This window comes from Pseudomonas sp. AC193 (assembly GCF_979258075.1).
The window spans coordinates 967129-986193 of sequence record NZ_OZ409832.1 but is presented as its reverse complement, the minus strand read 5'-3'; the positions used below and the strand labels follow the sequence as shown (position 1 = coordinate 986193).

The following is a 19065-nucleotide window of genomic DNA, read 5'->3' as shown; positions in this document are numbered from 1 at the left end:
AAACGCCCCGAATCGGTCGGGGCGTTTTGTGTAGAGCGGGCTGATTACTTCTCGGCGCGTTCTTTCAGAGCTTTGAGGGTGTTGAACGGTGCATCGACCACGAACTTGTTGGCAACCATCGCCGGCACGCTGCCGCCTGGCTCAGTGTGAACTTGATAGGTCACTTCAACCTGATCACCTTTCGGTACGAACTTCCAGAAGCCTTTGACCTGTTCAACACGAACGAAGCCTTTTTCTTCCGGAATGTACTTCGGCAGGCCTTCCAGGTTGCGGGTCAGGCTGCCGTCGGCGCCTTCAACGGTGGTGACTTTCAGCACCGAATCACGCGGGGTGACTGGCCAAGGCGTGTTGAACTGGGTGTAAGTCCAGCTCTGATCGCCTTCGTGTTTGAGCAATTTCTGGGTCTTGCACTCGTGAATCCAGGCGCAGGCACCGGAGACGTCTTCCTGCAGTGCGCGCAGTTTGGCGACGGTGGTCTTCATCAGCGCGACGCCCTGATAGGACTTGTAGTCCGAACCCGGCACTTCGCTCAGGGAGACTTTGATGCCGTCTTCGTTCTTGGCGACTTTCCAGTCTTCAGCCTGGGCAACCGAGGTGGCCAGCACAGCGGTCAAACCACACAACACAGCGATACGATGCAGCGAACCCATAGTCTTATTCCTTATTGTTGAAGTTCCGTTCGTTTTACACATCACGCCGCCGTCATTTGTTCCCACCAGCCGATCAGCCTGATCGCTTCTTCCGAGTTGCTGCCGCAGACTTCGATGTCGGCAGAGAAGCCGGAACAGACTGCCGGGCGCTCGGGGCGGCCGAAAATATTGCACAGGTTTTCGACCGAGAGTTGCACGCAACGTTCGCCGGCAGGTTTGCCATCAGGCATGCCGGGAATCGGCGAACTGATGGAGGGGGCGATGCAGCAAGCGCCACAGCCTTCACGGCATTTCATGACGAACAATTCCTCGCGACGGGCGATGTGTAAAAGGGACGCGGAACAGAGTAACCGCTAAAACGGCTGTTTTAAATTGCCTGAACCGGGGTTTTTAGCGATTACTGAATGTGACTGACCGGTCTCCGACAAAGCGTCTGGTCTGCGGGTCACAGCAACGTGCTGTTTATTGCTTGAATTCGAAATCGAGCGCCGCGCCTTCCACTTCCCGACGCTCTTCGTTGCGCAGCTGCAACTGCATTTCGTTGCTGAGCAAACGGCCATTGAGCTGGAACCCGGTGTTTTTCTCGCCGAACATCTGCGGCAGGATCGGCTCGCGCTTGGGCATCTCGACGGTGCCCTTAGGCTTCAACTCTTGAACCATGTCTTTGGGCAGGCTCAGATCGAGTTTGGTCGACGGCAGCGGGGTTTTCGCCACTTCACGGGCGGACTTCGATTTGGAAGCCACCGGTGGGCGTTTCTTCACAATTTTCTGCTGGACTGGTTTCGCAGCTGCGGCCTTCTTCACTGCCGGCGCTTTTTTCGCCGGCGTGGTCGCTGCCGGTTTTTCCGGGCCAGACGCCATGACATCGGGCACATGGCCGATCATCAGCAGGCAAAGCACAACCCAGGCGGCAGGAAAAATCGCTTTCATGAACTCCAACGACATTAACGGCAGAGGGCCATATGCTGGCCTGTTGCACGTCACATGACAAGCATGACGCGCCGTTCGTTCAGAAACCGCCCGCCGTTTCCTGACACAGTTGCGTTGCCAGCAAGCCCAGAGTCATCAATGCCCGCTCCGCCTCGCGGTTCCACGGAATGCCGCAATTCAGGCGGATACAGTGGTTGAACTGCTCGGTATTACTGAAGATCAGCCCCGGCGCGATGCTGATGCCCTGCTGCAAGGCGCGCACGTGCAAATCCTGCGTATTCACCCTCCCCGGCAAGCTCACCCAGAGAATGAAACCGCCAGTAGGACGGGTCATTTGCGTGCCTTCGGGGAAATACTGCTGCACCGCCAACTGGAAAGCGCTGAGATTCTTGCGGTACTCCTGACGGATGTAGCGCAAATGCCGGTCATAGCCGCCGTTTTCCAGATACGCAGCAATCGCCATCTGCGTGACGCTGCAGGCTGAATGGGTGCTGAAGGTCTGCAGACGCTGGATTTCCTGCTGATACTTACCGGGAATCATCCAGCCGATGCGCACACCGGGCGACAAGGTCTTGGAAAAACTCGAGCAGTAAATGACCCGATCCAGTCGATCGTAAGCCTTGAGCGCTTTGGTTTTGCCCTGCTCGAACATCAACTCGCCATAGATGTCGTCTTCGACGATCTGGATATCGAAATCCGAGGCCAGTCGCAGCAACTGTTTCTGGCGCTCTTCGGGCATGGTGCCGCCCAACGGATTGCTCAGGCGCGTGGTCAGCACCAGCGCTTTGATCGACCATTGGTTGGCCGCCAGTTGCAGAGCTTCGAGGCTCATGCCGGTGGCGGGATCACTCGGGATTTCGATGACTTTCAAGCCAAGCAGATCAGCCAGTTGCAGCAAGCCGTAATAAGTCGGCGACTCAGCGGCGATCAGATCACCCGGGCGGGTCAGCACGCGCAGCGACATCTGCAAGGCATCGACACAACCGTGGGTGATCACCACCTCTGACGGATCGACGACGACACCGGCGTCGCGCATGCGAATTGCCACTTGCCGGCGCAACGGTTCGAAACCGGGGCTGAACATGTAACTGAACGCGCGCGGGCTGTGGAATCGGGTGACTTTCGCCAGTTGCTGATGCAGCGCGCGCACCGGCAAATAATCGACGCTCGGCACGGCGGCACCCAGCGGGAACACACCTTCGCGGCGCGACTCGACCAAAACCTGTTGAATGATGCTGCTGCGCGTCACCAGACCGGGACGCTCAACCCGGGCAATGTCCGGCGTTGGCGCGGTCAGTGCGGGGGTCTGGTGGACGTAATAACCGGACTGCGGGCGGGCGCGAATCAGCCCCTGATCTTCTAGATTGGCGTACGCCTGCAACACCGTGGCATGGCTGACGTTGAGCTGCGAACTCATCTTGCGCACCGAAGGCACGCGCTCCCCCGGTTGATAGACACCACGGCGGATGTCTTCGGCCAGTTGTTGAGCAATACGTTGGTAGAGCAAGAGATTGGTCATGACGCAGCACTCGATTTCACGGGCATTTTATTCTTGTGTGAAACAATACCGGAACAGTTTAGAAGTGTACTGGGACAGTTGCCACAATACTCGACCATACAGTGCAGTGTCTGCCCCCGACTGTACCGATTTGCGAGCCAATCGACAGACGTAAAAAAACCCGGCGCTGCATGACAGGCCGGGCTTTTGTAGGAGCTGTGTAGGAGCTGCCGAAGGCTGCGATCTTTTGATCTTCAAAAAGAAAAGTCAAAAGATCGCAGCCTTCGGCAGCTCCTACAGGGCTTTGCGTTGCTTAGCGGGCGGCGCCGAGCTGGCCTTTTTCGTCGGAGAAGACAATTTCCACGCGACGGTTCTGTGCGCGCCCACGCTCGGAAGCGTTGACGTCCACCGGGTATTCGTCGCCGTAGCCTTCGACCTGAATGCGTTTGTCCTCGATACCAAGATCCATCAGCACGTCGGCCACCGCTTGCGCGCGGTCGCGGGACAGTTTGAGGTTTTCCTGCTTGCCGCCGGTGCTGTCGGTGTAACCCTCGATGCGCACTACGCGTTTCGGGTTCAGTTGCAGGAACTGGACGATTTTCAGCACGACACGGTTGGCCGAGTTTTTCAGCTCCGCTTCGCCAGTGTCGAACAGCACGTCGCCGAGGGTCATCACCAGACCACGGTCGGTCTGCGTAGTGGCCAATGCGACGATCTGCTCTTCGAGCCATTTGCCTTGTTGCTGCACGCTGAGCAGTTTCGATTCGCGCAGGGCCAGTTGCAGGCGCTGACGTTCGAGTTCGAGCTTGGCGATGCGTTCTTCGTTGAGCACTTGATTGGTGTGCTCGCGGGCGATTTCGCTGTAGCGCTGGCTCAGGTAGGCGTAATGCACCACGTCCGAACCGCTGCCCCAATAGGTCGACAGGCGATCGGCGCGGGCCAGGGATTCCCCGGCGCGGATCACGTCTTTCGGCGCGATGCGCAGCACGTTCGAGTCTTCTTTGACTTTCTGAAAGTCAGCGCCCGCCTCTTGCAATGCCGTTTCGCTGTGTTGACCGGCGCAGCCGTAAAGACTGGCGCAACCGGCGAGAATCAGACCGCCAAGGACTTTCGACTTGAGGCTCATTGGGCATCTCCCAGTTGCTTGCCCAGACGGACGATGCGGGTGTTGAGCACATTCACCTGTTCTTCACTTTTTTGCGTCAGCACCTTGGCTTCGGCCAGACGCGCATCCAGTTCGGCCTGTTCGGCACGCATCCGCGCATTGCGGTAGGACTCGTCGGCCATGTTGCCCTTGGCTCGATCGTACTTGGTTTCGGCCAGTTTCATTTCCGGCACATCATCAGCGGTGGCACCGACAGCCTTGGCCTGGGTGATGGCCTGCTCGGTGAGGCGCATTTGTTCGTTGGGTGCCGGATCACTGGCGCAACCGGCCAGAGCCAGAACGGCCATCGCCGCGAAAAGAGGTCGAATACTCACTAAGAATCCCTACTGTTTTGGGGCACTGACAGGCTGTTGCGGCTGTTGCTGCTGCGCCTTCCAGCGCTCGATATTGCGTTGCAGCACGGCTTCCGTCAGTCCGGACGCGGGCAATTCTGTCATCTTTTTGGCTAGCTGTCCGCGCAACCACGGATCGTTGCAGGCCGAGTTGTGGGAAACCGCGAGGAACAGGCCCGGGCGGTCGATGGGTTGCTCGAACGCCAGCAGATCATTGGCCATGCCCAATGCCTGCGCGGCGGCCATGCCCGAGTAGCGGCCGGCGAGTACATATTCCACTTCACCGAGGAGCAATTTCTGCAGGGCTTGGGTGAGGTTGGCTGTCTTGGTCAGGGTCAGATTCTGCTCGGCGAAAGTGCCGAATCCCTGCGTCATTCGAGACTTTTCCGACAGCGCGCCCGCGTGACCCTGCAGGTCTTTGGCTTCGCTGTAGACCAGTGTCGAGCCTTTGCGCGTCCACACCAAGTAGTCGTTTTCAAGCAGCGGCGGGTAGATGTAGTCGAGGTTTTCCAGCTCGTTGAAGATCAACGGCGCGTCGGCGAGCATGTCCATGCGCCCGCTGCGCACTTCGTCGAGGCTTTGCGAGCGTTTACCGGCGTAGAGCAACTCGACTTTGATGCCGAGATCCTTGGCGACTTGTTGAAGCAGGTCGGCACTGGCGCCGATCAGTTGCTTGGGATTTTGCGGATCCTGCCACAGGTACGGCGGCGCGTCCGGGCTGCCGGTGACGACAAGGCGCTCGCACTTGCCAGCGGCCATCGCCAAACCGGGCAACAGGGCCAAACCCAACAACCATCCGCAGCGCAGATCCATGGCGAAACGCTCCCACTCAAATCCAAGACAAAAAAAAGCCCGACCAACAGGTCGGGCTCTTTATAAGTGAAGCCGCCGGTTTAAACCAGCTTCTCCAGCTCAGGTACTGCTTCGAACAGATCCGCCACGAGACCGTAATCGGCCACCTGGAAGATCGGCGCTTCTTCGTCCTTGTTGATCGCAACGATCACTTTGGAGTCTTTCATGCCGGCCAAATGCTGGATAGCGCCGGAGATACCGACGGCGATGTACAGCTGTGGCGCAACGATTTTGCCGGTCTGACCGACCTGCATATCGTTCGGTACGAAACCTGCGTCGACGGCGGCGCGCGAAGCACCCACCGCAGCGCCCAGCTTGTCGGCCAGAGCGTACAGGTGTTTGAAGTTGTCGCCGTTCTGCATGCCGCGGCCGCCGGAAACGACGATCTTGGCAGCGGTCAGTTCTGGACGATCGGACTTGGCCAGTTCTTCGCCAACGAAGCTCGAAGTGCCCGCGTCGTGTGCAGCGCCGACTGCTTCAACAGCCGCCGAACCACCTTCAGCAGCAACCGGGTCGAAACCGGTGGCACGCACGGTGATCACTTTGATCGCAGCGGTCGATTGCACGGTAGCGATGGCGTTACCGGCATAGATCGGGCGCTTGAAGGTGTCAGCGCTTTCGACCGAGATGATCTCGGAGATCTGGTCAACGTCCAGCTGCGCAGCAACGCGCGGCAGGATGTTTTTGCCGTTGGAAGTGGCTGCAGCCAGGATGTGGCTGTAGCCAGCGCCAAGCTCAGCGACCAGCGGAGCAACGTTTTCCGGCAGCTGATGCGCGTAAGCCGCGTTGTCAGCGTTCAGAACTTTGCTCACGCCAGCGATTTTCGCTGCGGCTTCAGCCACGGCGCCAGCGCCTTGGCCTGCAACCAGAACGTGAATGTCGCCGCCGATTTTGGCAGCAGCAGCCACGGTGTTCAGTGTGGCCGGGGCCAGCACTTTGTTGTCGTGTTCAGCGATTACCAAGATAGTCATGATTAGATTACCTTCGCTTCGTTTTTCAGTTTCTCGACCAGTTCAGCCACCGACTTGACCTTGATGCCTGCGCTGCGTGCAGCCGGCGCTTCGACTTTCAGGGTCTTGTTGGTGGAGGCGGTGGAAACGCCCAAAGCGTCCGGAGTCAGCACTTCGAGAGGCTTCTTCTTGGCTTTCATGATGTTTGGCAGGGACGCATAACGCGGCTCGTTCAAACGCAGGTCGGTGGTGACGATCGCCGGCAGTTTCAGGGAAACCGTCTGCGCGCCGCCGTCGATTTCGCGAGTCACGGCAACGCTGTCGCCAGAGACTTCGACTTTCGACGCGAACGTGCCCTGACCGTAGCCGCTCAATGCCGCGAGCATCTGGCCGGTCTGGTTGTTGTCGCTGTCGATGGCCTGTTTGCCCAGGATCACCAGTTGAGGCTGTTCCTTGTCGACCACAGCCTTGAGCAGCTTGGCCACGGCGAGCGAGGTCAGATCTTCAGCGGATTCGACGAGGATGGCACGGTCGGCACCCAGAGCCAGTGCGGTACGCAGCTGCTCCTGAGCGGTGGTCGGGCCGATGGAGACGACGACGATTTCAGTCGCAACACCTTTCTCTTTCAGGCGTACGGCTTCTTCCACTGCGATTTCGCAGAACGGGTTCATCGACATCTTGACGTTGGCGAGGTCTACGCCGGAATTGTCCGCCTTGACGCGAACCTTGACGTTGTAATCCACAACGCGTTTGACAGCTACAAGAACCTTCATGGATTCCTCGTTACTCTCCGGTGAAAAGAAAGTCGCCTAGGCGAACCTGGCGGTTGATGCTCATCGGGCTACAAGGGCACCTCTAAAAACGCCGGCTTGTACTCGGGATGATTTCACGTTGCGAAGTGCGTGACCGTTCGTCAGTGGTGACCATTCAGTCATTCAACTTCGCGGTGTGTAAACTGCGCGCCAGACCTGCGCTGCGCATCACCCTTTCTGCCTACGCCCTGTCTTTAGAGGTGCTCTTGAAACCGCCAGTCTGCCTACGACGAGCGCAAAACCGCCCGTATCTTGACCGGAACGCCTATTCCGGTCAATACAGCAAAATGACCATTCATAAGCCGCGCTTCTTTGATTTCTCTGGGCTGGAGCCAATTCAAACAAACGTTTGTATTGGACGCTGAGAGTGGTGTAGATATAATGCGCCGCCTAGAGAGAAAGGTGGGTTTCCCGATATTCCCTTTGACGTTAACGTAAAGGCAATTCGGATGCGAGATCGAACCTCCAAATTAGAAAAAAAACTGTGAGCCTTGAGTAGGAGATAGCCTGTGGAACGCGAATACATGGAATTCGACGTGGTCATCGTCGGTGCCGGCCCCGCTGGCTTGTCCGCCGCCTGCCGTTTGAAGCAGAAGGCCGCCGAAGCCGGTAAGGAAATCAGCGTCTGCGTGGTCGAAAAAGGCTCCGAAGTCGGCGCACACATCCTGTCCGGCGCCGTGTTCGAACCACGCGCTCTGAACGAACTGTTCCCGGACTGGAAAGAACTCGGCGCCCCGCTGAACACGCCCGTCACCCGCGACGATATTTTCGTGCTGAAAAACGCCGAAAGCGCGCAAAAAATTCCAGACCTCTTTGTGCCCAAGACCATGCACAACGAAGGCAACTACATCATCTCCCTCGGCAACCTGTGCCGCTGGCTGGCCCAGCAGGCCGAGAACCTCGGCGTAGAAATCTACCCGGGCTTCGCCGCTCAGGAAGCGCTGATCGACGAGCAAGGCGTGGTGCGCGGGATCATTACCGGTGATCTCGGCGTCGACCGCGAAGGCAATCCGAAGGAAGGCCTGTACACCCCGGGCATGGAACTGCGTGGCAAATACACGCTGTTCGCCGAAGGCTGCCGTGGTCACATCGGCAAGCAACTGATCCAGCGCTACAACCTCGACAGCGATGCCGACGCTCAGCATTACGGCATCGGCCTGAAAGAAATCTGGGAAATCGACCCGGCCAAGCATCAACCAGGTCTGGTGGTGCACACCGCCGGTTGGCCGCTGGACATCATGGGCACCGAGAACACCGGTGGCTCGTTCCTCTATCACCTGGAAAACAATCAGGTGGTGGTCGGTCTGATCGTCGATCTTTCCTACAGCAACACGTACCTGTCACCGTTCGACGAGTTCCAGCGCCTCAAGCATCACCCAGTGCTGGCGCAGTACCTGGAAGGCGGCAAGCGCATCAGCTACGGCGCCCGCGCGATCTGCAAAGGTGGCCTGAACTCGCTGCCGAAAATGGTCTTCAAGGGCGGCGCGCTGATCGGTTGCGACCTCGGCACCCTGAACTTCGCCAAGATCAAAGGCAGCCACACCGCGATGAAGTCGGGCATGCTCGCCGCTGAATCGGTAGCTGACGCGTTGTTCGCTGAGAAGGACGGCACTGAAGAATTGACCACTTATGTGGACGCGTTCAAGAAGAGCTGGCTCTACGACGAACTGTTCGCCAGCCGTAACTTCGGCCCAGCGATTCACAAGTTCGGCGCCATCGTTGGCGGCGGTTTCAACTGGCTGGATCAGAACATCTTCGGCGGCAAACTGCCGTTCACCCTGCACGACACCAAGCCGGATTACGCTTGCCTCAAGCTCGCCGCCGACTGCAAGAAGATCGACTATCCGAAGCCGGACGGCAAACTCAGCTTCGACAAACTCAGCTCGGTGTTCATCTCCGGTACCAACCATGAAGAAGAACAGCCTTGCCACTTGAAGTTGAAAGACCCGAGCATCCCGATCAGCAAAAACCTGCCGCTGTACGACGAACCGGCGCAGCGCTATTGCCCGGCCGGCGTATATGAAGTGATCACCAAGGAAGACGGCGAGAAGCGCTTCCAGATCAACGCCCAGAACTGCGTGCACTGCAAGACCTGTGACATCAAGGATCCTTCGCAGAACATCACTTGGGTCACGCCGGAAGGCGCTGGCGGCCCTACTTATCCGAATATGTAAGTCGAACCGCTGAACATCAAGGCTCCCGAATCGGGGGCCTTTTTGTTGCCAAAAATTCCTTGTATCACCACAAAACAACTGTGGGAGCGGGCTTGCTCGCGAATGCGGTGTATCAGTCAATGAATTAGCTGAATGACACTCCGCATTCGCGAGCAAGCCCGCTCCCACAGGGGGATCTTCGTCGACTCAGGCAGCGCGTTCGTCGCCCGGGCTGCGCTCGAAGTAGCGCTTATATTCGCGACTGAACTGCGACGTACTCTGATACCCGACCCGATGCGCCACTTGCGCCACGCCCAAGCCCTCCGCCACCAGCAACGTCTGCGCCTTCAACAAGCGCAAACGCTTCAGATACTGCACCGGCGACAGCAACGTGCTGCGTTTGAAATGCTCATGAAACGTCGACACGCTCATGTTCGCGCAACCGGCCAATGTCTCGACATTCAACGGCTCGGTGTAATGCGCATGCAGATGACTGATCGACGCCGCCACCCGCGCAAACTGCCCCTGCTGTTCGACCAACGCGCGCAACACATCCGCCTGCGGCCCGCGCAACGCAACGAACAATAATTCACGTACCCGCGCCGGCCCGAGAATCTGGCACTCCAGCGGATCGTGCAGGCAACTCAACAGCCGCTCGACGCAGCCACGCATGTCATCGTCGAGCACCACCGAGGTCATCGACTCCGGCGTCTGCGCCGGAATATGCCGCCCCGGCGCCAGCCCCATGGCCAACACCAGTTCACCGAGCAACACCCGATCAATCGCCACGCTCACGCCAAGCAACGGCGCATTGGGCAAGGCAAACGTCTCACACTCAAACGGCACTGGCAGCGCCTGAATCAGATAATGTCCGGCGCCATATTCCATCGTCCGCGGCCCGAGAAACGCCAGTTTGCTGCCCTGCGCGATGATCATCAGGCTCGGTTCATAAATGTGCGGGCCACGGGCGACGTCGCAACTGGCGCGCAACACTTGCACACCGGGCAACCCGGTCGGGGAATAACCATCGCGCAGCGCCAACGGTTCGATCAACGAAACCAGCCGGGCATTGGCATCAAGATGACGGGTTAATTGCATCAAAACTCTTCACTGAAAATAAGGCGGAAAAAGGCGATGAAAGCATGATGGCAGATCCTTTTGCCGCTGCGGCCAATGAAACCCGCATGCCGGAGGATTAGGCATGAGACCCGGAGGAATCGTCATGGCCGGACTGTCAGTCGACGCCCAGAATGCGCCGCCTCACTTGTTCCTGCTTTTGCGAGGTTTTACATGTACACCGCCATCGGCTATGCCGCCCAATCGGCCACCACCCCCCTCGCCCCGATGAAATTCGAACGTCGCAGCCCGCGCGCCGACGACGTCGCGATCGAGATCCTCTACTGCGGCGTCTGCCACTCCGACATCCACCAGGCTCGCAATGAATGGGGCATCGCTGTTTACCCGTTGATGCCCGGCCACGAGATCGTCGGAAAAGTCACCGCGATCGGTGCGAATGTCACCCAACACAAAGTAGGCGATCTGGTCGGGGTTGGCTGCATGGTCGACTCGTGCCGCACCTGCGAAGCCTGCCAGTCGAACCTTGAGCAATACTGCCTCGAAGGCCCGACCATGACCTACGCTACACCGGATCGAGTTGATGGCAGCAATACCATGGGCGGTTATTCGGACAGCATCGTCGTCAGCGAACACTTCGTCGTGCGCATTCCGGAAAGACTGGCACTGGCCAGCGCCGCGCCGATTCTGTGCGCCGGCATCACCACCTACTCACCGCTCAAGCACTACGGCGTCAAGGCTGGCGACAAGGTCGGGATTCTCGGCATGGGCGGTTTGGGCCACATGGGTATCAAGTTCGCTAAAGCCATGGGCGCCGAAGTCACCCTGTTCACCCGCTCGGCGAGCAAGGCTGAAGAAGGTCGTCGTCAGGGTGCCGATCACGTGATCGTGTCTACCGATGCCGAGCAGATGAAAGCCGCTGCCGGTTACTTCGACTTCCTGCTCGATACCATTCCGGTGCAGCACGATCTCAACCCGTACCTCGACACCCTGCGCTTCGACGGCGTGCACATTCTGGTTGGCCTGATCGAACCGATCGATCCGCCCGTGCATGCCGCCAAACTGGTATTGGGTCGCCGCATCCTGGCCGGCTCGTTGATCGGTGGCGTCGCCGAAACCCAGGAAGTGCTGGATTTCTGCGCCGAGCACAACATCACCTGCGACATCGAAATGCTCGACATTCGCCAGATCAACGAGGCTTACGCGCGCATGATCGCCGGCGACGTGAAGTACCGTTTCGTCATCGACATGGCGACGCTCAAGGTTTAAACCCGCTTAAACCTTCAAGCCAAGCTCCGCCGAGAGCCGGGCTGTGACCCCTTTGATCAGGGGAATCAGCTCGGCCATTTTTTCCAGCGGCATGTACGGCACGGTGCTGGCGATACTGATCGCCGCCACGATGCCCTTGCTCGCATCGCGAATCGGCGCCGCCACGCAGCGGATCGACGGTTCGTTGTCTTCCAGATCGAACGCGTAGCCACCGGCGACGTACTCGGTCATGCGCTGCTCAAGCTGTTCCCACGACTGCTGGGGATGCTGCGGCCAGAACTGACTTTTCCCACCCGCCGGCAGACTGATGTCGTACAGCCGCTGCCAGTCTTTCGGCGAGTCATCGAGCATCAATGCCTTGCCAATCCCGGTGCGCGCCAGCGGCATACGATGGCCGACCCGCGAACGCATTTCCGGGCCATTGCGCCCCGGGTTCTTCAGCAGATACAACACTTCATCGCCTTCACGAATGCCCAAGTGCACGGTGTCGCCGGTCAACGCCGACAACTCGTCCAGATACGGCCCGGCCAGGCTCACCAGCGGCAACTCTTCGCGCGCCTGGAAACCCAGTTCGATCAGCTTCGGCCCGAGCAGATAACCGACTTGCGGCACCACGCGCAGGTAGCGTTCATCGACCAGGCAACTGGCCAGACGATGGGTGGTGCTGCGCGTGGTGCCGATCAGTCGGGCAATTTCCTTGAGATCGCGGGCGCCACTGGCCACCGCTTGCACCACACCGAGGCCGCGCAACAGCGTCTGGGTGCCGGTGGGCGCGGCGTCCTTGGTTTTTTCCGGAGCGTCTTCCTGCATATCCAGCCTTTACCGTTGAGCGAGGGAGCGGGCGGCATTATGGTCGCCCGACGCAGACCACTACAACTCGATACGCTCGACCTTGCCGACCAGCAGCACGTAGGACAAAGCACCGATCAATGCGAGCACCGCGATATAAGTGATCGCCGGCGCGAACGAATCGCCGCTGGCGAGGAAGCCGATCACGATCGGCGTGGTGATCGCCGAGAGGTTGCCGATGAAGTTGAACACCCCGCCGGTCAGGCCGAGCAAACGAGCCGGCGCAAGTGTCGAGACCAGCGACCAAGTGATCGAGGCCAGGCCATTACCGAAGAACGCCAGCGCCAGAAAGGCAATCACCAGCGGCGTCGACTCAACGAAGTTGGCACCGATGATCGAGGTAGAAATCAGCAGCCCGCCAATGATCGGCAACTTACGCGCAAAGCCGACGGTGTAACCGCGACGAATCAGGAAGTCGGAAAAGAACCCCGAGCACAACACGCCAACGAACGCGGCAAGAAACGGCAGCGACGCGAGCAGGCCGGACTTGATGAAGTCCATACCGCGATATTTCACCAGGTATGTCGGGAACCACGTCAGGAAAAACCACAGCGTCGAGTTCAGGCAGAACTGGCCGAGGTAGATGCCCCACAATTTGCGTTTGGTCAGAACGATACCGAGATCGGTCCAACTGAATTTGGCTTTGACCTTGGCCGTTTCTTTCTGAATATCGACCAGGCCACCGCCCTCGCGGATCAGGTCGATTTCGGCTTCGTTGGCGCCTTTGAAATCCCGTGGCTCGCGATACACCGCGTACCAGATCGCCGCCCAAATAATGCCGACGGCGCCGGTCGCGACGAAGACCATGTGCCAGCCGAATTCGTGTTGCAGCCAAGCGAGTACCGGGGTCAGGAATGCCAGGCCGACAAATTGCCCGGAGGTATAGAAACCGATGGCCGTGGCGCGTTCACGCTCGGGGAACCAGGTTGTTACAACGCGGCTGTTGATGGGATAGGCCGGTGCTTCCAGCGCGCCGACGGCCATGCGCAGCACGAACAGCGCGATGAAACTGGCGGCGAAACCGAGCATCACCGTGGCAATCGACCACAACAGCAAAGCGACGCTATAAAGGATGCGCGGCGGCACGCGATCGACCAGCCAGCCGCCGGGGATCTGCATGGCGGCGTAGTGCCCAGCCGAACGCGGAGAAGATCAGGCCGACGTGGATCGGGTCGATGCCCAGATCACTGGTCAGCGCCGGCGCGGCAATCGACAGGTTGCTGCGGTCGAGGTAGTTGATGACCACGGTGATAAACAGCAACACCATGATGAAAAACCGCTTGCGGCTGGGCGCGACTAAAGACGCCTGCCCGGTGAGGGTTTGCGGTTGCATGGGGAGAGCCTCTTTTTATGTTTATTGAGGTCGGCCTGAGGCCTGTACTGCACCCTGTGGGAGGGGGCTTGCTCCCGAAGGCGGTGTGTCATTCGACATCTCTCTGACTGATACACCGCCTTCGGGAGCAAGCCCCCTCCCACAGGTTTTTTTGTGGTGTCAGGGACGACTCACCACTCGGCAAAGCTGCCATCGGCATGGCGCCAGATCGGGTTGCGCCAGCGATGCCCAACCGCCGCGCGCTCGATCACGTATTCCTCGTTGATCTCGATGCCCAACCCCGGGCCGTTCGGAATCTTCACGAAGCCTTTGTCGTAATCGAACACCCGCGGATCTTTCACGTAGTCGAGCAAATCATTGCTCTCGTTGTAATGGATGCCCAGGCTCTGCTCCTGGATAAACGCGTTGTAACAAACCGCGTCCAGTTGCAAGCACGCCGCCAGCGCAATCGGCCCCAGCGGGCAATGCAGCGCCAGCGCGACGTCGTAGGCTTCGGCCATGTTGGCGATCTTGCGGGTTTCGGTGATACCGCCGGCGTGGGAAGCATCCGGCTGGATGATGTCGACGTAACCTTCGCTCAACACGCGTTTAAAGTCCCAACGCGAAAACAAGCGCTCGCCGAGGGCAATCGGTGTGCTGGTCAACGGCGCCAGTTCTTTCAGCGCTTCGTAGTTTTCGCTGAGCACCGGCTCTTCGATAAACATCAGTTTGTATGGATCGAGTTCCTTCATCAGCACCTTGGCCATCGGCTTGTGCACGCGGCCATGGAAGTCGACGCCGATACCGACGTTCGGCCCGACCGCGTCACGCACGGCGGCAACGTTGGCCAGCGCCAAGTCGACTTTCTCGAAGGAGTCGAGGAATTGCAGCTCTTCGGTGCCGTTCATTTTCACCGCAGTGAAACCACGGCTCACCGCCTCTTTCGCCGCACGCGCGGTGTCGGCCGGACGGTCGCCGCCGATCCACGAATACACACGAATCTTGTCGCGCACCTGGCCGCCGAGCAGATCACTCACCGACACGCCGAGGGCCTTGCCTTTGATGTCCCACAGCGCCTGATCGATGCCGGCCAGTGCGCTCATATGGATCGCTCCGCCACGGTAGAAACCGCCGCGATACAGCACCGTCCAGATGTCTTCGATGTTGCGCGGGTCTTTGCCGATCAGGTAATCGGACAATTCTTCGACAGCGGCGGCAACGGTGTGCGCGCGCCCTTCAACCACAGGCTCGCCCCAACCGGTCACGCCCTCGTCGGTTTCGATCTTGAGGAAGCACCAGCGCGGCGGAACGATGAAGGTGGTGAGTTTGGTGATTTTCATCTCTGCTCTCTTTTTGTAAATGCAGCTCTTATCTGGATAGCGCACGCAGCGCCAGAATTCTTAGCGAAGGGCCTTCCACGCGGCCACGTAGGCCTTGGCATTCACCGCCACTTGCTCCGGGCTCATGCCCGGTTTGAACAGGCCGGAACCGAGGCCGAACCCTTTCACGCCGGCATCGATAAACGCCTGCATGTTGTCCGGGGTGATGCCGCCAACCGGCGCCAGCACCGTCCCGGACGGCAACACCGCAAGCCAGGCTTTGACGACTGCCGGACCCATCTGCTCGGCCGGGAACAGCTTGAGAATGTCCGCGCCCTCCGCCAGCGCCGCGAACGCTTCGGTCGGCGTGGCAACACCCGGCGACAGAAACAGCCCCGCCGCTTTCGCCGCGCGCAACACCTTGGCATCGCTGTGCGGCATGACGATCACTTGGCCGCCGGCCTCTTTCACCAACTCGACCTGCTCCGGCGTCAACACTGTGCCGGCACCGATCAGGCAATCGGCGGGCAAGGTCTTGCGCAGGATGCGGATACTTTCGTACGGCGATGGGGAATTTAGCGGTACTTCGATGACGCGAAATCCGGCGGCATACAGGACTTCTCCGACAGCGGCAGCTTCCTGCGGGTGCAGGCCACGCAGAATCGCGATCAGACCGTTTTGCGCCAATGCTTGCTTGAGCATGTCAGGCCTCCAGTCAGGGTTAACGGGATGAGGAATCGATCAGTGCAGCGGCCAGCGCCAGTTGCCACAAACCACGCTCGGTGGCCTGCTCGGCCAGCGTCACCTTGGCGAAACCACAGGCGTCGAGGGCACGGCGGTAGCGCGCACACAGTTGCGCGTTGCCGATGAGGATGATCGAAGGAAGATTCGGGTTGTTGCGGCGTCGGCGTTGAGCGCTGGCCAGTGCCGCCAGCTCATGGCCGATCATCAGCCCGGACAGATAATCCGCCTGCGCCGTCGGGCTCAGTTCACCGGTCAGGCCCAGCGTGCGGGCACTGAACAAGGTCGACAGCACGCCGAGTTCGCCGTCCGCCGACTGCGCAATCTGCACGCCACGGTCAAACGCCTGAGCATCGAACGTCACGCTGTGTTGCTGGGTGCGGCCAAGGATGCTGTGTTCGCTGAGCACGGCGAACACTTCGCCGGTCATGAACGTATCGAAACGGGTGATGCAGCCTTCGACCACGTCCACCCACTTCGAATGACTGCCCGGCAGACCGATCAACAGATCAGCGCCCGCCTCGACCGGCAGATTCTGCAGAACACCCAGCACTTGGGTTTCTTCGCCGCGCATCACGTTCGGCAAACGCGAACGCTGAATCACGCCCGGCACGATATGCACCACGGTGCCGCGAATGCTGATAACTGTTTGTAGGGAGTTTCCGAGATTGGCGACGTTCGCCGGCGTCTCGCAGTAGGCCGCTTCACGCCAGCCCTGCGCACTGCCGACCATGCCGCAAGCAATCACCGGCAGATCCGGCTGCGCATCGAGCCAGTCGCCGCAGGCTTCATCGAAAGCCAATTCAAAACCATCGGCACATTCGCGACCGTTGATGATTCGCGGGGTCTTGGGCAACTGCATGATCCCGGACGACAGCGAGCGCTGCTCCAGCACCACACCGTCAGCCGCGAGTTTGTAAGCACGTAATGAGGTCGTCCCCCAATCGAGCGCGATCAATTGCGCCAGCATCGCTTCACCTGTTTTGTTTTTGGCAGTGAGTGCGATGGACTATAGCCCCTCCGAGAACAAAATCTCAATATGTAATTTTGCATCCCATATTATGGGAATAGATTAAAAGAAGTGCAGGCAAAAAAAAGGCGCGATCCAGTCAGGTATCGCGCCATTTTGTTCAACCGCTTGCGTCGCCGGAATCAATAGTTGCCGACTTCTCTCAACACGTCCGCCGAAGGTATTTCCATCGATTCGGAAAAATAGGTCTTGTACGAATACGCGTTGACTCGAACCTTGCAGACAATCGCTTTTTTCTGCTGCAACACCGCTTTCATCTGATCGCTGCTCATCACGCTGTCACTGCTGGCGTCTTTGACTTGGCTGAAGAGCAGATCAGCTTTGAACTCATTGGCCGATGACTTGCGCTCAATCATCCCCTCGGCATATTGATCGATGCGATGAGCCACCGAAAAATCCGTATCCCCATTCAAAGAACACAGCAGTGTCTGACTGATCCTCGACTTGAACAGGTCGAGCACGTCGACATCGGATTTGAAGCTGACCTGATAAATCCGGGTGTCCTGATAACGCTCCACACCTGAGTAGGTGATTTTCGCGATCGGTTTGCCGTGATTTATCGCACAGGACGTGCACGCCAAAAAGACCAGCAGCAACAGTAATCTAGGCACTTTGCGCTCCTGTGAAATGCGAGCAATGAACCGCCGACAATCAAAAAACCGCGTATTCATTGCCCTTCAGCAAACTCACGCAATACCTTGCCGTCCATGCGATACCTCACCCACTCTTCCTGCGGTTGTGCGCCCAAGGATTTGTAGAAGTCGATCGCTGGCGTGTTCCAGTCGAGGACGCTCCATTCGAAGCGGCCGCAGTCGTTGTCGCAGGCGATTTTTGCCAGGTGGCGCAGCAGGGTTTTGCCGGCGCCGCCGCCGCGTTGTTCGGGGGTGATGTAGAGGTCTTCGAGGTACAGGCAGTTGCTGCCGAGCCAGGTCGAGTAGCTGAAGAAGAACACGGCGAAACCGATCGGCAAGCCGTCGCGCAGGCAGATCAGACCGTGGGCGGTGGCGCCTTCGCCGAACAGGCTGCGTTCGATGTCGGCGACGCTGGCGATGACTTCGTGGCGGGCCTTTTCGAAATCGGCGAGTTCAGTGATGAAGGCGAGGATTTGCGGGGCATCGCTGGGGGTCGCCGGGCGGATTTCGATCGTCATGGACGGGCCTTGTCGGAAAAGGAAAACGCCATACTAAGGCCGTGGACGGCGCTCGTCACACTCCAAACCTGATGAGGAACCCTGTGGCGAGGGGATTTATCCCCGTTGGACTGCGCAGCAGTCCCATTTTTAGGGCCGCTTCGCGCCCCAACGGGGATAAATCCCCTCACCACAGAAGTATCATCAACTGAAAATCTACGACAGCCAGTAAGGATGCTTATGAACGATGCTGCTTTTGCACCACTGATTTCACTCGCCGCCGAGTTGCTGCCCCACGCTCTGGAAATATCCGACGACGGCGCGCACGACCTCGCGCATTTGCAGCGGGTCTGGCACAACGTGCGCACGTTGCATGAGGAAGAAGGTGGCGATCTCGAGGTCTTGCTCGCGGCCGTGCTGCTGCACGATTGCGTGGCCGTCGAAAAGAACTCGCCGTTGCGCTCACAAGCCTCGCGTCTGGCCGCAGAAAAAGCGTCGTCAGTGCTCGCCGAACAGAACTGGCCCAGCGATAAAATCGCCAGCGTCGCCCACGCCATCGAAGCGCACAGCTTCTCCGCCAACATCACCCCGCTCACCCTCGAAGCGAAGATCGTCCAGGACGCTGACCGCCTCGATTCGCTGGGCATGCTCGGCGTCGCCCGCACGTTTTATATCGCCGGGCGCATGGGGTCGGCGCTGTACGACCCGCAAGATCCGCAGGCGGAACATCGCGATTACGACGACAAGCGTTTTTGCCTCGACCACTTCCAGACCAAACTGCTGCACCTCGCCGACGGTTTCCAGACCGTCGCTGGCCAGCGTCTGGCGCAGATACGTCATCAACGTCTGAAGGGTTTCATGGAGCAATTCATGGAAGAAATCGGCATCGTCTGAATGGTTACTCCGGCCTGTGCTGAACCTGACTTCGCCAACCGCGCACCTAACCCACAGGCCCGACGTGTTAAACAGATGACGCTCAATTTTCCCGGTCAAGGAACCG

Annotated in this window: 19 protein-coding genes and 1 pseudogene; 3 read left to right on the top strand and 17 right to left on the bottom strand. The window is 59.0% G+C overall.

What is annotated here, in order from left to right; all coding sequences use genetic code 11:
- Positions 1–44 precede the first annotated feature (44 nt).
- From ACZZ0D_RS04720 to ACZZ0D_RS04680, 9 genes are all read right to left on the bottom strand, one after another.
- Positions 45–650 (bottom strand): START domain-containing protein, encoded by a 606-nt coding sequence (locus ACZZ0D_RS04720; protein ID WP_053122514.1) that lies wholly within the window; start codon positions 648–650, stop codon positions 45–47.
- Between the two features lie 41 nt (positions 651–691).
- Positions 692–946: a YkgJ family cysteine cluster protein gene (locus ACZZ0D_RS04715; RefSeq protein WP_401243336.1), complete on the bottom strand. Its 255-nt coding sequence runs from the start codon at positions 944–946 to the stop codon at positions 692–694.
- 166 nt (positions 947–1112) lie between these two features.
- Positions 1113–1580: a translation initiation factor 2 gene (locus tag ACZZ0D_RS04710; RefSeq protein WP_463552559.1), complete on the bottom strand. Its 468-nt coding sequence runs from the start codon at positions 1578–1580 to the stop codon at positions 1113–1115.
- A 79-nt stretch (positions 1581–1659) separates the two neighbouring features.
- Positions 1660–3099 carry an aminotransferase-like domain-containing protein gene (locus ACZZ0D_RS04705; RefSeq protein ID WP_053122520.1) on the bottom strand — a complete coding sequence of 480 codons (1440 nt, stop codon included), beginning with the start codon at positions 3097–3099 and terminating at the stop codon, positions 1660–1662.
- A 292-nt stretch (positions 3100–3391) separates the two neighbouring features.
- Positions 3392–4204 (bottom strand): OmpA family protein, encoded by an 813-nt coding sequence (locus tag ACZZ0D_RS04700; RefSeq protein WP_053122522.1) that lies wholly within the window; start codon positions 4202–4204, stop codon positions 3392–3394.
- Positions 4201–4557 (bottom strand): DUF4398 domain-containing protein, encoded by a 357-nt coding sequence (locus ACZZ0D_RS04695; RefSeq protein WP_463552558.1) that lies wholly within the window; start codon positions 4555–4557, stop codon positions 4201–4203. Before ACZZ0D_RS04695 ends, ACZZ0D_RS04700 begins: the two co-directional genes overlap by 4 nt.
- A gap of 9 nt (positions 4558–4566) precedes the next feature.
- Complete coding sequence (locus ACZZ0D_RS04690; protein WP_463552557.1) at positions 4567–5388, bottom strand: substrate-binding periplasmic protein; 822 nt, start codon at positions 5386–5388, stop codon at positions 4567–4569.
- Between the two features lie 80 nt (positions 5389–5468).
- A complete protein-coding gene (locus tag ACZZ0D_RS04685; RefSeq protein WP_007908340.1) occupies positions 5469–6398 on the bottom strand; it encodes an electron transfer flavoprotein subunit alpha/FixB family protein in 930 nt (309 codons plus the stop codon).
- A gap of 2 nt (positions 6399–6400) precedes the next feature.
- Positions 6401–7150 carry an electron transfer flavoprotein subunit beta/FixA family protein gene (locus ACZZ0D_RS04680; protein WP_007908338.1) on the bottom strand — a complete coding sequence of 250 codons (750 nt, stop codon included), beginning with the start codon at positions 7148–7150 and terminating at the stop codon, positions 6401–6403.
- A gap of 548 nt (positions 7151–7698) precedes the next feature.
- On the opposite strand from ACZZ0D_RS04680, the gene ACZZ0D_RS04675 reads away from it, so the two are divergent.
- Positions 7699–9363 (top strand): electron transfer flavoprotein-ubiquinone oxidoreductase, encoded by a 1665-nt coding sequence (locus ACZZ0D_RS04675; protein ID WP_212543769.1) that lies wholly within the window; start codon positions 7699–7701, stop codon positions 9361–9363.
- Between the two features lie 186 nt (positions 9364–9549).
- Here the strand turns inward: ACZZ0D_RS04675 and ACZZ0D_RS04670 are convergent, their stop codons facing one another.
- Positions 9550–10440 carry an AraC family transcriptional regulator gene (locus tag ACZZ0D_RS04670; RefSeq protein WP_053122530.1) on the bottom strand — a complete coding sequence of 297 codons (891 nt, stop codon included), beginning with the start codon at positions 10438–10440 and terminating at the stop codon, positions 9550–9552.
- A 192-nt stretch (positions 10441–10632) separates the two neighbouring features.
- Between ACZZ0D_RS04670 and ACZZ0D_RS04665 the strand changes: the two genes are divergently transcribed.
- Positions 10633–11685 carry an NAD(P)-dependent alcohol dehydrogenase gene (locus ACZZ0D_RS04665; RefSeq protein WP_053122532.1) on the top strand — a complete coding sequence of 351 codons (1053 nt, stop codon included), beginning with the start codon at positions 10633–10635 and terminating at the stop codon, positions 11683–11685.
- 6 nt (positions 11686–11691) lie between these two features.
- On the opposite strand, the gene ACZZ0D_RS04660 is transcribed toward ACZZ0D_RS04665, so the two are convergent.
- The 7 genes and pseudogenes from ACZZ0D_RS04660 to ACZZ0D_RS04630 all read right to left on the bottom strand — a co-directional run bounded on the left by ACZZ0D_RS04660 (position 11692) and on the right by ACZZ0D_RS04630 (position 18086).
- Positions 11692–12495, bottom strand: coding sequence for an IclR family transcriptional regulator (locus ACZZ0D_RS04660; RefSeq protein ID WP_053122534.1), 804 nt, complete (start codon positions 12493–12495; stop codon positions 11692–11694).
- Between the two features lie 60 nt (positions 12496–12555).
- Positions 12556–13867 (bottom strand): annotated as a pseudogene (locus tag ACZZ0D_RS04655) (MFS transporter).
- A gap of 170 nt (positions 13868–14037) precedes the next feature.
- The gene (gene dgoD / locus ACZZ0D_RS04650) at positions 14038–15186 is read right to left on the bottom strand and encodes a galactonate dehydratase (RefSeq protein WP_030131992.1); all 1149 of its coding nucleotides are present in this window, start codon (positions 15184–15186) and stop codon (positions 14038–14040) included.
- Between the two features lie 60 nt (positions 15187–15246).
- On the bottom strand, positions 15247–15867 hold the full coding sequence (locus ACZZ0D_RS04645) for a 2-dehydro-3-deoxy-6-phosphogalactonate aldolase (protein WP_463552556.1): 621 nt from the start codon (positions 15865–15867) through the stop codon (positions 15247–15249).
- A 19-nt stretch (positions 15868–15886) separates the two neighbouring features.
- On the bottom strand, positions 15887–16876 hold the full coding sequence (locus tag ACZZ0D_RS04640; RefSeq protein WP_463552555.1) for a 2-dehydro-3-deoxygalactonokinase: 990 nt from the start codon (positions 16874–16876) through the stop codon (positions 15887–15889).
- A gap of 182 nt (positions 16877–17058) precedes the next feature.
- Complete coding sequence (locus ACZZ0D_RS04635; RefSeq protein ID WP_463552554.1) at positions 17059–17607, bottom strand: hypothetical protein; 549 nt, start codon at positions 17605–17607, stop codon at positions 17059–17061.
- Entirely contained in the window at positions 17604–18086 is a 483-nt protein-coding gene (locus ACZZ0D_RS04630) for a GNAT family N-acetyltransferase (protein WP_159811512.1), read from the bottom strand. The genes ACZZ0D_RS04635 and ACZZ0D_RS04630 overlap by 4 nt, the downstream gene beginning before the upstream one ends.
- Before the next feature lie 219 nt (positions 18087–18305).
- Between ACZZ0D_RS04630 and ACZZ0D_RS04625 the strand changes: the two genes are divergently transcribed.
- Complete coding sequence (locus tag ACZZ0D_RS04625; protein ID WP_463552553.1) at positions 18306–18959, top strand: HD domain-containing protein; 654 nt, start codon at positions 18306–18308, stop codon at positions 18957–18959.
- Positions 18960–19065: the final 106 nt, after the last annotated feature.

Excerpts from the sequence above, each read along its gene's own strand:
- ACZZ0D_RS04690 (WP_463552557.1), bottom strand. The coding sequence starts at position 5,388 with ATGGATCTGCGCTGCGGATGGTTGTTGGGTTTGGCCCTGTTGCCCGGT.
- ACZZ0D_RS04645 (WP_463552556.1), bottom strand. The coding sequence starts at position 15,867 with ATGCTCAAGCAAGCATTGGCGCAAAACGGTCTGATCGCGATTCTGCGT.
- ACZZ0D_RS04670 (WP_053122530.1), bottom strand. The coding sequence starts at position 10,440 with ATGCAATTAACCCGTCATCTTGATGCCAATGCCCGGCTGGTTTCGTTG.
- ACZZ0D_RS04635 (WP_463552554.1), bottom strand. The coding sequence starts at position 17,607 with ATGAATACGCGGTTTTTTGATTGTCGGCGGTTCATTGCTCGCATTTCA.
- ACZZ0D_RS04640 (WP_463552555.1), bottom strand. The coding sequence starts at position 16,876 with ATGCTGGCGCAATTGATCGCGCTCGATTGGGGGACGACCTCATTACGT.
- ACZZ0D_RS04680 (WP_007908338.1), bottom strand. The coding sequence starts at position 7,150 with ATGAAGGTTCTTGTAGCTGTCAAACGCGTTGTGGATTACAACGTCAAG.
- ACZZ0D_RS04665 (WP_053122532.1), top strand. The coding sequence starts at position 10,633 with ATGTACACCGCCATCGGCTATGCCGCCCAATCGGCCACCACCCCCCTC.
- dgoD (WP_030131992.1), bottom strand. The coding sequence starts at position 15,186 with ATGAAAATCACCAAACTCACCACCTTCATCGTTCCGCCGCGCTGGTGC.
- ACZZ0D_RS04710 (WP_463552559.1), bottom strand. The coding sequence starts at position 1,580 with ATGAAAGCGATTTTTCCTGCCGCCTGGGTTGTGCTTTGCCTGCTGATG.
- ACZZ0D_RS04715 (WP_401243336.1), bottom strand. The coding sequence starts at position 946 with ATGAAATGCCGTGAAGGCTGTGGCGCTTGCTGCATCGCCCCCTCCATC.
- ACZZ0D_RS04630 (WP_159811512.1), bottom strand. The coding sequence starts at position 18,086 with ATGACGATCGAAATCCGCCCGGCGACCCCCAGCGATGCCCCGCAAATC.
- ACZZ0D_RS04685 (WP_007908340.1), bottom strand. The coding sequence starts at position 6,398 with ATGACTATCTTGGTAATCGCTGAACACGACAACAAAGTGCTGGCCCCG.
- ACZZ0D_RS04705 (WP_053122520.1), bottom strand. The coding sequence starts at position 3,099 with ATGACCAATCTCTTGCTCTACCAACGTATTGCTCAACAACTGGCCGAA.
- ACZZ0D_RS04720 (WP_053122514.1), bottom strand. The coding sequence starts at position 650 with ATGGGTTCGCTGCATCGTATCGCTGTGTTGTGTGGTTTGACCGCTGTG.
- ACZZ0D_RS04700 (WP_053122522.1), bottom strand. The coding sequence starts at position 4,204 with ATGAGCCTCAAGTCGAAAGTCCTTGGCGGTCTGATTCTCGCCGGTTGC.
- ACZZ0D_RS04660 (WP_053122534.1), bottom strand. The coding sequence starts at position 12,495 with ATGCAGGAAGACGCTCCGGAAAAAACCAAGGACGCCGCGCCCACCGGC.
- ACZZ0D_RS04625 (WP_463552553.1), top strand. The coding sequence starts at position 18,306 with ATGAACGATGCTGCTTTTGCACCACTGATTTCACTCGCCGCCGAGTTG.